The sequence below is a fragment of the Sphingopyxis sp. genome, from assembly GCF_050916055.1.
In the GTDB taxonomy this organism is placed as follows: Bacteria; Pseudomonadota; Alphaproteobacteria; order Sphingomonadales; family Sphingomonadaceae; genus Sphingopyxis.
The window spans coordinates 1,024,529-1,037,356 of sequence record NZ_CP051527.1 but is presented as its reverse complement, the minus strand read 5'-3'; the positions used below and the strand labels follow the sequence as shown (position 1 = coordinate 1,037,356).

The 12,828-nt window shown below is 64.7% G+C and carries 11 protein-coding genes; 1 reads left to right on the top strand and 10 read right to left on the bottom strand.

Annotation, left to right across the window (positions count from 1 at the left end; translation table 11 throughout):
* Positions 1 to 521: 521 nt before the first annotated feature.
* Positions 522 to 1,316 (bottom strand): bifunctional 2-polyprenyl-6-hydroxyphenol methylase/3-demethylubiquinol 3-O-methyltransferase UbiG, encoded by a 795-nt coding sequence (ubiG, locus tag HEQ22_RS05130; protein WP_432770123.1) that lies wholly within the window; start codon positions 1,314 to 1,316, stop codon positions 522 to 524.
* Positions 1,317 to 1,474: 158 nt separating this feature from the next.
* Here ubiG and HEQ22_RS05125 point away from each other — a divergent pair, with 158 nt between their 5' ends.
* Entirely contained in the window at positions 1,475 to 2,722 is a 1,248-nt protein-coding gene (locus tag HEQ22_RS05125) for an aspartate kinase (RefSeq protein ID WP_432770122.1), read from the top strand.
* 130 nt (positions 2,723 to 2,852) lie between these two features.
* Here the strand turns inward: HEQ22_RS05125 and HEQ22_RS05120 are convergent, their stop codons facing one another.
* The 9 genes from HEQ22_RS05120 to dapA form a co-directional block, all read right to left on the bottom strand.
* Positions 2,853 to 3,440 carry an inner membrane-spanning protein YciB gene (locus tag HEQ22_RS05120; RefSeq protein WP_432770121.1) on the bottom strand — a complete coding sequence of 196 codons (588 nt, stop codon included), beginning with the start codon at positions 3,438 to 3,440 and terminating at the stop codon, positions 2,853 to 2,855.
* A gap of 378 nt (positions 3,441 to 3,818) precedes the next feature.
* Positions 3,819 to 4,343, bottom strand: a complete 525-nt coding sequence (locus HEQ22_RS05115; protein ID WP_432770120.1) for a hypothetical protein — start codon at positions 4,341 to 4,343, stop codon at positions 3,819 to 3,821.
* A gap of 233 nt (positions 4,344 to 4,576) precedes the next feature.
* Entirely contained in the window at positions 4,577 to 5,656 is a 1,080-nt protein-coding gene (recA, locus tag HEQ22_RS05110; RefSeq protein ID WP_432770119.1) for a recombinase RecA, read from the bottom strand.
* A 123-nt stretch (positions 5,657 to 5,779) separates the two neighbouring features.
* Complete coding sequence (locus HEQ22_RS05105) at positions 5,780 to 6,133, bottom strand: response regulator (protein ID WP_432770118.1); 354 nt, start codon at positions 6,131 to 6,133, stop codon at positions 5,780 to 5,782.
* Complete coding sequence (locus HEQ22_RS05100; protein ID WP_432770815.1) at positions 6,123 to 8,501, bottom strand: ATP-binding protein; 2,379 nt, start codon at positions 8,499 to 8,501, stop codon at positions 6,123 to 6,125. Before HEQ22_RS05100 ends, HEQ22_RS05105 begins: the two co-directional genes overlap by 11 nt.
* Positions 8,502 to 8,596: 95 nt before the next feature.
* Positions 8,597 to 10,672 carry a M13 family metallopeptidase gene (locus HEQ22_RS05095; RefSeq protein WP_432770117.1) on the bottom strand — a complete coding sequence of 692 codons (2,076 nt, stop codon included), beginning with the start codon at positions 10,670 to 10,672 and terminating at the stop codon, positions 8,597 to 8,599.
* Positions 10,673 to 10,772: 100 nt separating this feature from the next.
* Positions 10,773 to 11,351 carry a DUF2062 domain-containing protein gene (locus tag HEQ22_RS05090; RefSeq protein WP_432770116.1) on the bottom strand — a complete coding sequence of 193 codons (579 nt, stop codon included), beginning with the start codon at positions 11,349 to 11,351 and terminating at the stop codon, positions 10,773 to 10,775.
* Between the two features lie 47 nt (positions 11,352 to 11,398).
* Positions 11,399 to 11,884 (bottom strand): SsrA-binding protein SmpB, encoded by a 486-nt coding sequence (gene smpB / locus HEQ22_RS05085; RefSeq protein ID WP_039575066.1) that lies wholly within the window; start codon positions 11,882 to 11,884, stop codon positions 11,399 to 11,401.
* Between the two features lie 7 nt (positions 11,885 to 11,891).
* Positions 11,892 to 12,767, bottom strand: coding sequence for a 4-hydroxy-tetrahydrodipicolinate synthase (dapA, locus tag HEQ22_RS05080; RefSeq protein ID WP_432770115.1), 876 nt, complete (start codon positions 12,765 to 12,767; stop codon positions 11,892 to 11,894).
* Between the last annotated feature and the right edge of the window lie 61 nt (positions 12,768 to 12,828).

Below are 12,828 nucleotides of genomic sequence, written 5' to 3'. Positions count from 1 at the left end.
GCGCTCGCCATTTCATCGATATTTGGTGAATACGTCGAGCGCAGATTCTGCCTATATATATTTATATCTTCAATTTTCACACATGCCGTGCAAATATATTTAAATTTTCCTTACTATATTTACTATGTAATATTGATAGATCTTTCTATCTTAATATATTCAATTTACTTGGCATTGGCGAGCAATCGCTTTTGGCCCATTTGGTTTGCGGGCTTTCTCGTGGTCGGTATGGCGGCCTCCACGAGCATATTGGTTTTCCGGAATCTCAACCCGTTCTTCGTGTTCGCGGCCAGCGCTTTCTGGTCACTGCCAGCGCTCGCGTGTCTCGCCTATGGAACTTATCGAGATGGAAGACGACGCACAGATATCTCCCAGCAAGCAGCACGGTGATTAGCAACGATCATGTCGGTGCGTTTTGTGCGCGCTCGTTCGCGGTTCGCCTCGATCATCCAGTCGGTATATTGGCGGCGTAACGGACGGCGCCTTTGCCACATAGGCGTCGATGCGCGGGTCGTGACGTTTCAGTTCGGCCACCGCGCTGCGAGGAGATAGTTCAGCGCCTCGCTGCCGCCCAGTTTGAAACCCTTCGCCGCCGACGGTGCCAACCCGGTGCGATCGGCGACGTCCAGCCCCGCCCCTTCGAGCAGCTTTGTCAGTTCCTCGGGCTTCAGAAACTGGTCCCAGTCGTGCGTCCCGCGCGGCACCGCGCCGACGCGCTCGGCGGCTTCGACGAGCAGCAGCTTCGACAGTGCGGTGCGGTTCGGGGTCGACAATATCATCAGCCCGCCCGGCGCCAGCCGCGCCGCGAGTTCGCCGATGAACGCCGCGGGATCGGTGACATGCTCGACGACTTCCATCGAGGTGACGAGGTCGAATTGTTGCGCTCCCCCTTCTCCGTTTGTGTCGAGCGAAGTCGAGACACCCCGAAGGTCGGCGCTCGACACGAACGGAATCGGAAGGCCAGCCAACTCTCCGGCAAAGTAAGTAATATCCAGCCCCTGTCCCGCGGCATGATCGCGCGCCGCCGCGATATTCTCCGGCGCCGCATCGACGCCGGTCACCTGCGCGCCCATCCGCGCCAGCGGCTCGGCCAGCAGCCCCGCACCGCACCCGACATCGATCGCGGTGCACCCGGCGAGCGGAAACCGTTCGCGCGCATCGACGTGCCAATGCGCGTCGATCTGCGCCCGAATATAGGACAGGCGCACCGGGTTCAGCTTGTGCAGCATCGCCGACGAGCCATGCGGATCCCACCAGTCGGCGGCCAAGGCGCCGAAATGGGCGGCTTCGTTCGGATTGATCGTGGCAGCGCTCATGCCCCGCGATGTGGCACTCCCCCTCGCCCCATGCAAGAAATTCTATCGGCTGCGGGGCGCGCTCCTCTTGCCTTCCAGCTCCCCCTTGCCTAACAGCCGAGCGCCGCAGAATTGTTCGAATATTGCGGTAGAAACCAGTTTCTTGAAAGCGGGGCGACATGGCGCGGATCGTGATGAAATTCGGGGGCACGTCGATGGCGGGCACCGAGCGGATTCGCACCGTGGCGAAGCTTGTCGCGCGCGAAGTGGGGCTAGGCAACGAGGTTGCCGTCGTCGTCTCGGCGATGGCGGGCGAAACCGACCGGCTGGTCAATTTCTGCCGCGAGGCCAACCCGCGCTACGACCCCGCCGAATATGACGTGGTCGTCGCGGCGGGCGAACAGATCACCTCGGGCCTGCTTGCGCTGACGTTGCAGGCGATGGGCACGCCGGCGCGCAGTTGGCTCGGCTGGCAGCTGCCGATCCGCACCGAGGAAGCGCACGCCCGCGCGCGAATCGCCGACATCGACACCGGCGCGCTTGGCGCGGCGATGGCGCGCGGCGAGGTCGCGGTGATTCCGGGCTTTCAGGGATTGATGGACGACGGCCGCGTCTCGACGCTCGGTCGCGGCGGGTCGGACACCAGCGCGGTCGCGGTCGCCGCGGCGCTGAAAGCCGACCGCTGCGACATCTACACCGACGTCGACGGCGTCTACACCACCGATCCGCGAATCGTCGCGCGCGCGCGCAAGCTCGATTTCGTCACCTATGAGGAAATGCTCGAACTCGCGAGCGTCGGCGCGAAAGTGCTCCAGACGCGCTCGGTCGGGCTGGCGATGAAAGAGGGCGTGCGGGTGCAGGTCCTGTCCAGCTTCGTCGAGGGCGACGAAGCCCCCGTGCGCGGCACGATGATCGTCAGCGACGAGGAAATAGAGGAACATCAGATGGAACGGCAGCTGATCACCGGAATCGCCCACGACAAGAATGAAGCCAAGGTCATCGTCACCCGCGTGCCCGACCGGCCCGGCGGCGTCGCCAACATCTTCGGCCCGCTCGCCGCGGCGGGGATCAACGTCGACATGATCATCCAGAACGTCGGCCGCGACAAGGGCGAGACCGACGTGACCTTCACCGTGCCGCAGACCGACCTCTTGCGCTCGATCGACCTGCTCGACGCCGCGAAGGACAAGATCGGGTTCAACCGCATCATCAGCGACGACAAGGTCGCCAAGATCAGTGTCGTCGGGGTCGGCATGAAAAGCCACGCCGGCGTCGCCAGCACGATGTTCCGCGCGCTGGCCGACCGCGGCATCAACATCCAGGCGATCTCGACGAGCGAAATCAAGGTCAGCGTGCTGATCGATGAGGATGAAACCGAACTCGCGGTGCGCGTGCTCCACACCGCTTACGGGTTGGATGCCGACTAAGGAAGGCCGACGACACTTTTTGGTCGTCATCCCGGCGAAGGCCGTGATCTCGCCGTCGCGTTTCAATGCACCGTTGAGATCCCGGCCTTCGCCGGGATGACGGGCTGAGTTTAGGCGACCCGTCGCACGGCTATTCGGCAGCGACCGCCGTCGGCCCCTCATTCCCCCCCATCCGCCGCAGCCGAGCCTGCCCGATGAAATGCGCCACCGCAATGTGGACCGCGAACAGGCCGAATTTCGACGCCAGCGGGAAGATCCCGATGAACAGCGGCCACCAGTCGGTGAAAAAGACCGCGACGACCAGGTTGAGCGCGGCGCTCGCGAACATCATCGCCGCCCAGATCAGCCCGAACCGGTCCATCACATCGCCGACGATCGAGAGTTGGGCGGGCGGGATATAGCGGTTCAGCCAGCCCTTGCGCAGCATCACCGTCCCGACGATCAGATAGACGATCGTCGGCTTCGCCATCACGAAGCGCGGATCGCCGGTAAACAGCGTTGCGGCGGCGGCGAGGAGCACCGAGGCAAGGCTGATCCACTGCAGCGCCGCGACCTTGCGCCCGCGCGCGAGTTCATAACCGACAACCGCGATGGCAACGATCGTGCCCGCAATCGTCGCGGCGACGATCCCCGCGCCCGCGGCCAGCAAGACCGCGAAGACGATGATGCCGAGCGAGTCGAACAGCATCGGTCCGATGGCATACAACAGCGTTTTCATCCGGCCGTCCTTTCCGACTCGATGTTATCGACGTAAACATTGAGCGAATTGCGGGCCGGGGTCAAGGCAAAATTGACGATGTTAACATGGCCACGCCGCCTCAAAGGCGACGGAGGGACGAATCGGCCGGTGCGGTTGTTCGAAAATTCTCATTGAAAGAGGAATCGCGCAGAGGCCGCAGAGAGCGCCGAGACGATAAAGGAATTTGCGCGGAATCGTGGAGCCGCGGCGTCGCTGCGGCAGTGGATGAAATTGGTGTTGGCTGGTCAAGTGATCCCGAGCTCTGCACAGGGAGCGGCTGCGCCGTTCTGCTGAGCTCAGCGCTCTCTGCGCGAATATCTTTTGGCACTAAGTCCGCTTCCGACCATTTTAGGACGTTCAATGGTGCAACAGCCATGCCCGAAAGCGGTCCATAAGCGTCGGCTTTTTCAGCAAGCGAACGGCATCAGGCTCGGGGATGCCAAGCAAATAAGCAATCTCAGCAAATGAGATGTTGGGCTTTTCTCGGCGTAAGTCTTCGGCCGTCCAGACCAATCCCGGCGAACGACGGTCGAGAAATGTCCACGGCGTACTCATTGTTCGGCCGGCTCTCAAAACCTGCTCGTAGGTCATGAACTCGTCGGGCCAGTGCCCATTTTTCTCGGCGGCTTGCCGCACGGACGGCGTGATGCGGCGCAGATAGTGATTGTCGTAAATGCGCTCGTCTGATGCGATCATCCAATCCTGCGAACACTGGTGGCAGTTTGAGATATAGAGCCACCATTGGTCGCCTCCATGCTCGATGAGCCGTTCAAAGGATGCAAATACGCGTTCATCCAGACCATCGGAACCCATCGGGACCACGGCAAGATCAGGCAGCGATCCGCAATAGCAGTCCGTGTCGATTGAGGCTTCATCCTTCATGATATCGATCTACTGTCGTGATGGAGCGGCAGCTATAGCGTTCTCAACTTTCAGAGCTGTCAGTCCCCTTCCCACCCCAAAGTCGCCATCTCCCGAAACCCCAAAACCGCAGCACCTGAAGGTCAACGGCCGGCGGGCCGACCTGCGGGGAGAGGGGAGTGCAGGTGAAAGGAGCTGGAGACCCGCCGCCGTTTCCCGGCCGATCCGTCAAAAACGAACCGGCCGGATCGGGATCAATTGTCGTCGTCGCCCTCATCGTCGGGGCCGGCCATCATTTCCTCGGCGACGGCGTCGGTGCGACCGCGGATCGCGGCTTCGAGCCGTTCCATCAGCTCCGGATTGTCCTTGAGGAAGGTCTTCGAATTTTCGCGGCCCTGGCCGATGCGGATCGAATCATAGCTGAACCAGGCGCCCGATTTCTCGACGATGCCCGCCTTGACCCCCAGATCGAGGATCTCGCCGATCTTCGAAATGCCCTGGCCGTACATGATGTCGAATTCGACCTGCTTGAACGGCGGCGCGACCTTGTTCTTCACCACCTTCACGCGCGTCGTGTTGCCGACGATCTCGTCGCCATTCTTGATCTGGCCGGTGCGGCGGATGTCGAGGCGGACCGAGGCGTAGAATTTGAGCGCGTTGCCGCCGGTCGTCGTCTCTGGGTTGCCGTACATCACGCCGATCTTCATGCGCAGCTGGTTGATGAAGATCACCATGCAGCGCGAGCGGCTGATCGAACCGGTGAGCTTGCGCAGCGACTGCGACATCAACCGCGCCTGCAGGCCGACATGGCTGTCGCCCATCTCGCCCTCGATTTCGGCGCGCGGCACCAGCGCGGCGACCGAGTCGACGACGAGCACGTCGATCGCGTTCGAGCGCACCAGCGTGTCGACGATTTCGAGCGCCTGTTCGCCGGTGTCGGGCTGCGACACGATCAGTTCGTCGATGTTGACGCCGAGTTTCTTGGCATAGACCGGGTCGAGCGCATGTTCGGCGTCGACGAAGGCGACGGTGCCGCCGCCCTTCTGCGCCTCGGCCAGGCAGTGAAGCGCCAGCGTCGTCTTGCCCGAGCTTTCCGGACCGTAGATTTCGATGACGCGGCCGCGCGGCAGCCCGCCGACGCCGAGCGCGATGTCGAGGCCGAGCGAACCCGTCGAAATCGATTCGACCTGCATCGCTTCCTTCGAGCCGAGCTTCATCACCGAGCCCTTGCCGAACGCGCGATCGATCTGCGCGAGCGCGGCGTCGAGCGCCTTCTGTCTGTCCGTTCCGTTCACTGATTTCCCCGATTCGACGAGTGACAATTGTCCGGCCATGTCCGTCCCTTTCCTGCTCTAGAGCGAAGGCAGAACCATCGCAACGCCCGACCGTCGTACGACATTTGTTCTATTAGAACAAGAGGAGAACGAAAAAAAGGCGCCGGGCGCCCGTGCAGCGCGCTAGGGCGTCAAGAAACCGGTCAGCACCGCCTCTATTTCGTCGATCCGGAACGGCTTGGTCACCAGCTGGCGATCGGCGTGCGCCGGCGGAACGACGTCGCCGCCGCCCGAAGTGAAGGCAAAGGGGATGTCGCGCTCGGCCAGCGCGTCGGCGACCGCCCAGCTCTTTTCGTCGCCAAGGTTGATATCGACCAGCGCCGCGTCGATGGGCGCTGCGACGATCAGCGCCAGCGCTTCGGCGGTCGACGTCGCCTGCGCGGGTTCGGGAAGGCCGAGCGCGTCGAATATGTCGACCAGCATCATGCCGATCAGCACGTCGTCCTCGACGATCAGGATGCGCCGGTCACTCGCCATGCGGCCCCCGGTGTGCGGCGTCGTCGAGCGCCGCCGAGGTCGCCTCGGCCAGTTGCGCCACAGAAAAGGGTTTGGGCAGAAAGGCGACGTCGTCGATGTCGATCGACTGGCGCAGCTGTTCCTCGGCATAGCCCGACATGAACAGCACCGGCAGCCCCGGCCGCTTGGCGCGCATCGCGCGGACCATCGCCGGGCCGTCGATCGTCGGCATCACGACGTCGCTGATCACCAGGTCGAGCGTTTCCATCTGGGCGAAACGTTCGAGCCCCTCTTCGCCCTGCGACGCGGTGACGACGGTATAGCCGGCACGGGTCAGCGCGCGTTCGGCGACGGCGCGCACCATATCTTCGTCCTCGACCAGCAGAATCGTGCCGGTCCCCCACTGGCTGCGCTTCGGCTTGGCCGGCGCGGCGGGCACCACCGGCGCATCGCCCGCGGTGCGATGGACGGGCAGGTATACGGTGAAGCTGGTTCCCTTGCCGGGGTGGCTGTCGGCAAAGATATAACCCGCCGACTGCTTGATGATACCGTACACCGTCGACAGGCCGAGGCCGGTGCCCTTGCCGACGTCCTTGGTGGTGAAAAACGGCTCGAAAATCTTGGGCAGCACGTCGGCGGGGATGCCGGTGCCGGTATCGCTGACCTTCAGCGCGCAATAATCGGCGGGCGGCATGATGTCGCTGCCCATCTGGCGCGCCTCGGCCGCCGACACCGGATAGGTTTCGATCGTCAGCGTCCCGCCGCCGGGCATCGCGTCGCGCGCATTGACCGCGAGGTTGACGATCACCTGTTCGAGCTGCCCGGGATCGGCGCGCACCGCGCCCAGCCCGCGGCCGTGGTGGACCGACAGCTGCACCGTATCGCCGATCAACCGCTTGAGCAGGTGCGACACTTCCGAAATCACGTCGGGCAGCTGCAGGATCTGCGGGCGCAGCGTCTGCTGGCGCGAAAAGGCGAGTAGTTGCCGGGTCAGGCTGGCGGCGCGGTTGGCGTTGCTGCGAATCTGCTGGATGTCGTCATAATCGCTGTCGCCGGGGGTGTGGCGCATCAGCATCAGGTCGCAGCTGCCGAGCACCGCGGTCAATATATTGTTAAAGTCATGCGCGACGCCGCCGGCAAGCTGGCCGACCGCCTGCATCTTCGATGCCTGCGCGACCTGGCGCTTCAGCCGCGATTCCTCGCTCGAATCCTTCAGGCTCAGCAGTACCGCCGCCTCGCCCAGCCCGCGCACCCCGACGACGCGCATCGACACCGGCTCGTCGCTCTGCCCCGCCAGCCGGATCGACAGGTCGCCGCCGACCTGCTGGCCGCTGCTGTGGCGGCGGATCATGTCGGCGAGCGGCCCCTTGTCCTCGCCGACGACGATGTCGCCGGGATAGCGCGGCATCTTGCCCTCGGCGAGCCCGGCGGCGCGCACGAAGGCGCGGTTCATGTACAGGAAACGTCCATCGCGATCGACCATCGCAAGGCCGAAGGGCAACAGCGACAGCAGCGTTTCGACATAGGTCTGCGCGGTGCCGCGGTCGGCCGGCCCGATCTCCTCGTCGATCAGCGCCAGCAGCATCGGGCCGCTCGCATCGGCGGGCGCCAGCGGGATCTGCAGCATCCGCACCGGCAGCGCCGCGTCGGTTTCGCGCGCGAAATACAGCGCGCCGCCGTCGTCGAGGCGCATCATCGCCGCGACGTCGCGTCCGGCATAATGGAGGCTGTCGGCCTCGCCCAGCGCGCGCAGCAGAAACGCCTGGTTGGCGACGCGCAGCCGGCCCTCGGCGCTGACCAGCGCCGCCATCACCCCCGCCTGCCCCAGCGTGCGGCCGGCCGGGCCGTCGAGGTGGCGGACAATCTCGGATGCCAGGTCGAGCCGTTCGAGCGCCGAAAAGCGCCAGACCAGATAATCCTCGGCCTGGCCGCTGCGCATCACCTGCGCGCGCATCCGCAAGGCACCGATCGCGACCTCGTCGACGCGTCCTTCGCCATCGCGCCAGGCGGCGCGGCCGGCATTCTTGAGCAATTCACCGCCGCGTCCGTCGAGCGGCAGCCCCGGCGGGGTCACGAAACCGCCAAACCACGTTGCAAACAGGTCGTTGGCGCACACCAGCCGTCCGGCGCGGTCGGTCACCGCAACGGCGACATCGTCGTGCGCCACCGCCTGACGCAGCATCGTCCAGTCGGGGGCTACAGCGTCGCCGGCGCCGACCGCCGGAAACAGTCGCCGGGTCAGGATCACCCCGGCAAAGGCGAGCCCGAGCCCGGCGGTGAAGCCCGCCGCCAGCACCCCGTCGCGCGTCGCCCAGAACAGCAGCGCCACCGACAGCAGCGCGAGACCGCCGAGAATGCCAAGATCGCTGCGCGACAGGCCCGCCGGCATCAGCGACGCCGCGGCGCCGCCCACCCCCCGGCTGAAATCGACGTCAGCGGAGGGCAGGCTTGGCGCAGTCAATGACGGTCTCTCTTATCGGGGCGTCACCAGATGCGGACGCGGTCCTTGGGCGCCAGATACAGCTTCTGGCCTTCCTTGATCTGATAGGCCTTATACCATGGGTCAAGATTGCGCGAGACCCAAGTCCGCTGGATCGACGGCGAATGCGGATCGGTGGTGATCCGCTGCGACAGATTCTGCTCGCGGTAATTGCGCCGCCACACCTGCGCCCAGCCAAGGAAGAAGCGCTGGTCGCCGGTCAGCCCGTCGATCACGGGCGCTTCCTTGCCGCCCAGCGACGCCTTGTACGCGTCATAGGCGACGGTCAGCCCGGCCAGATCGCCGATATTCTCGCCCAGCGTGAAGGTGCCGTCGAGCTTTTCGCCGGGCAACACCTCATAGGCGTCATATTGCGCGATCAGCGCCTTGCCGGCTGCTTCGAATGCCGCGACGTCAGCGGGCGTCCACCAGTCGGCGAGCTTGCCGGTCTCGTCATATTTCGCGCCCTGATCGTCGAAATGATGGCTGACCTCGTGGCCGATCACCGCGCCGATGCCGCCATAGTTGATCGCCGGGTCGGCGTGCGGGTCGAAGAACGGCGGTTGCAGGATCGCAGCGGGGAACACGATCTCGTTCATGCCGAAATTGGCATAGGCGTTGACCGTCATCGGGGTCATCCCCCACTCCCAGCGGCGGATCGGCCCGCCGAGGCGACTGATATTGTCGTCATGCGCGAACTGGTTCGAACGCAGCGCATTGCCGAACAGGTCGTCGGCCTTGATCTCGAGCGCGCTGTAATCCTTCCAGCGATCGGGATAGCCGATCTTGGTCGTGAAATTGGCGAGCTTCTGCTTCGCCTTGGCCTTGGTCGCGGGCTGCATCCATTCCAGCCCGTCGATGCGGCGGCCCATCGCGGCGAGGACGTTCTTGACCAGCTTGTCCATTTCCGCCTTGGTTTCGGGCGGGAAATATTTCGCGACATAATCCTGGCCGACGGCTTCGCCCAGATTGCCGGTGGTGAAATCGACCGCGCGCTTCCAGCGCTCCTGCATCTGCGGCGTGCCCGACAGCGCGGTGCCATAGAAAGAGAAGGCTTCCTGGGCGAATTTCTCGGGCAGCACGCCCGAAAAGCCGTCGAGGCTGCGCACCATCAGCGCGTCGCGGATCACCGCGATCGGCGCCGCGGCCAGCAGCTTCGCTTCGCCGGTAAAGGCGCTCGGCTGCGACACCAGCAGCGTGTCCTGGTCGACCCCGATGCCGCGGATGAAGGTCGCCCAGTCGAACCCCGGCGCCGCCGCCGCCAGCTCGGCGACGGTCATCTTGTTATAGACCTTCGTCGCGTCGCTGCTGTCGTTCTTGTCCCAGTGGACCGTCGCGATCTGCTTTTCGAAATCATAGATCGCCTGCGCGCGCGCCGCGGCATTCGCCTCGCCCGCCAGCGTCAGGACATTTTCCAGATGCTTCAGATACGCCGCCTGCAGTTTGGCGTTGCGCTCACCGTCCTTCAGATAGAAGTCGCGGTCGGGCATGCCGATGCCGCCCTGCCCGATGGTGTAGATATAGGTGTCGGGATCCTTGTCGTCCTGCCCGACATAGCCGCCGAAGAAATGCTGGACGCCATTGCGGTCGGCTTCGGCGAGCAGCGCCGCGAGGCCGGGCTTGTCGACGGCGCGGATCTTGGCGAGCCACGGCTCGATCGGCGCCAGCCCTTTCGCCTCGACCGCCGCGGCGTCGAGATAGGCGGCATAGGCGCTGCCGATCTTGCTGGTCGGGTCGCCCTTCGCGGCTTCGAGGATGCCGCGGGTGCGTTCCTGCGACAGGTCGCCCAGCGCGGTAAACATGCCATAGTTCGATTTGTCGGCGGGGATCTCGGTGGCTTTGGCCCAGGTGCCGTTGGCGTAGGCGTAAAAATCGTCACCCGGCGCGACGCTCTTGTCCATCCCGGTCGTGTCGAAGCCGAAATCGCCGAGTTCGGGCTTGGCCGCCGCATCGGTGGCCGGCGCCGCTGCGGGCGCCGCGGTTTCGTCGGCGGCAAATGCAGCGGTCGGCGCGCCGCCGAGCAGGATGGCGCCCAGCGCCGCGGTCGCCATCAGGCGCGAAGAAAAATGCGAACGAGTCATGATATTCCCCAGATTTTTCGAAGCAGGCGGGAAGGCACCCCGCGACCGCGCGGCGCCGGCTTGCGATGGTGCAAGCTATACGCCCGCCCGCCGCGCCCGTTCAACCGGGCGGCGTGTCGCTCGTCGATGCCTCAAGTCGTTTGTCGCGCGCGCGGTGCAATTTGCGGCGCCAGCGCAGGCGAATCCAGTTGTCCCAGAACAGCGCGGCGAGCACATAGCCAACCGCGGCGGCGACCACCGAGATGACGAACAGTCCGGCCAGCAGCGCCGGCGCGGCGTCTGAAAACGCCCAGCGCGCCCATTCGCCCGCCGACGCGCCATGTTCGATCATCGCCGAAAAGGTCGCGCTGTTCGCTTGCAGCCCGAACAGCCAGTCGCCCAGCCACACCGACGCCAGAATGATGAACGGCGTCGTCACCGGGTTCGACAGGAACGTCATCGCGGCGCCGATCGGAATGTTCGCCCGCACCGGCAAGGCGAGCAGCGCGACCCCCAGGATCTGGACGCCCGGAATCAGGAAAAAAATGCCGACGAACAGCCCGAGCGCGGTGCCGCGCGGAACCGAGGTGCGGGTAAAGCGCCACAAATGGCTGTGCGCCACCCTATGAGCAAACGGCTTGATGAAGCGGCTCGCCAGCAGCTCTTCGCGCGTCGGCGAATTGCGGCGGATCCAGTTCATCACTGCCGCCTTGTCCTTCGTTTTGGGATCGCGAGGCCGACCGTCGCTCACCCGCGATCCTTCATCAGCCGCTGCTTGTCGCGCTTCCAGTCGCGTTCCTTGATCGACTCCCGCTTGTCGTGTGCCTTCTTGCCCTTGGCGAGCGCCAGCTCGACCTTGGCGCGGCCGCGGCTGTTGAAATAGACGCTCAGCGGGACGAGCGTCATCCCCTGCCGCGCGACGCCGGCGTACATCTTGTTGATCTCACGTCCGCTGAGCAGCAGCTTGCGCGGACGTTTCGGCTCATGATTGTGGCGGTTGCCGTGGCTGAACTCGGGGATGTTGCTGTTGATCAGCCACACCTCGTTACCCTTCACCTCGGCATAGCTTTCGGCGATCGTCCCCTCGCCGAAACGCAGCGACTTCACCTCGGTCCCCTGCAGCGCGATCCCCGCCTCGAACACCTGTTCGATGGCAAAGTCGAAGCGCGCGCGCCGGTTTTCGGCGACGACCTTTTTCTTGTCGAATTCGGCGGCGGACTGCGGACGGGCCATAGGAAACCTAGATCACTCCCGCCGCGGACAGCGCGGCATCGACGGCGGCACGCGCGGCTGCGTCCGCCGCAATGATAGGTAGGCGCACTTCGGGCGAAAACCAGTCATGGACGCGCGACAGCGCATATTTGACCGGCCCCGGCGAGGTATCGGAGAACATCGCCTGGTGCAGGTCGAACAGGCGGTCGTGCAGCATCAGCGCCCGCATCCAGTCGGCGGCGGCAATGGCGGCGGCGAAATCGGCGCACAGCCGCGGCGCGACATTGGCGGTGACCGAGATACAGCCAGCGCCGCCCAGCGCGGCATGCGGCAACCACAGGTCGTCGTTGCCGCTCAGCTGGCAAAAATCCTTGCCCGCACCCGCCCGGTGGATCGTCACCCGCGCCAGATCGCCGCTGGCATCCTTGATCGCGACAATGTTCGGGATTTCGGCCAGCTTGCACATCGTCTCGGCGCTGATGTCGGCGACGGTGCGGCCGGGCACGTTATAGACGACGATCGGCAGGTCGCTGGCGTCGGCCAGCGCCTTGAAATGCGCGATCATCCCGGCCTGGCTCGGCCGGTTGTAATAGGGCGCGACGATCAGCGCCGCCGCGGCGCCCGCAGCCTGCGCATGGCGCATGTGGCGGATCGCGGTCGCAGTGTCGTTCGACCCGCAGCCGGCGATCACCGGCACCCGGCCCGCCGCCGCCTCGATGCAGCCGTCGATCACCCGATAATGTTCGTCGAAGCCAAGCGTCGGGCTTTCGCCGGTCGTCCCGCACGGCACCAGCGCGCTGGTGCCTTCCTTGATCTGCCAGTCCACGAGGCGCGCGAAGGTCGGCGCGTCGAACGCCCCATCGCGAAATGGCGTCACCAAAGCGGGAATCGAACCCGAAAACATGCTCCGCTCCTTTACAAAAACCGCGGCACAACCGATAGAAAAGCCCGGCGCGCCGCCTCAT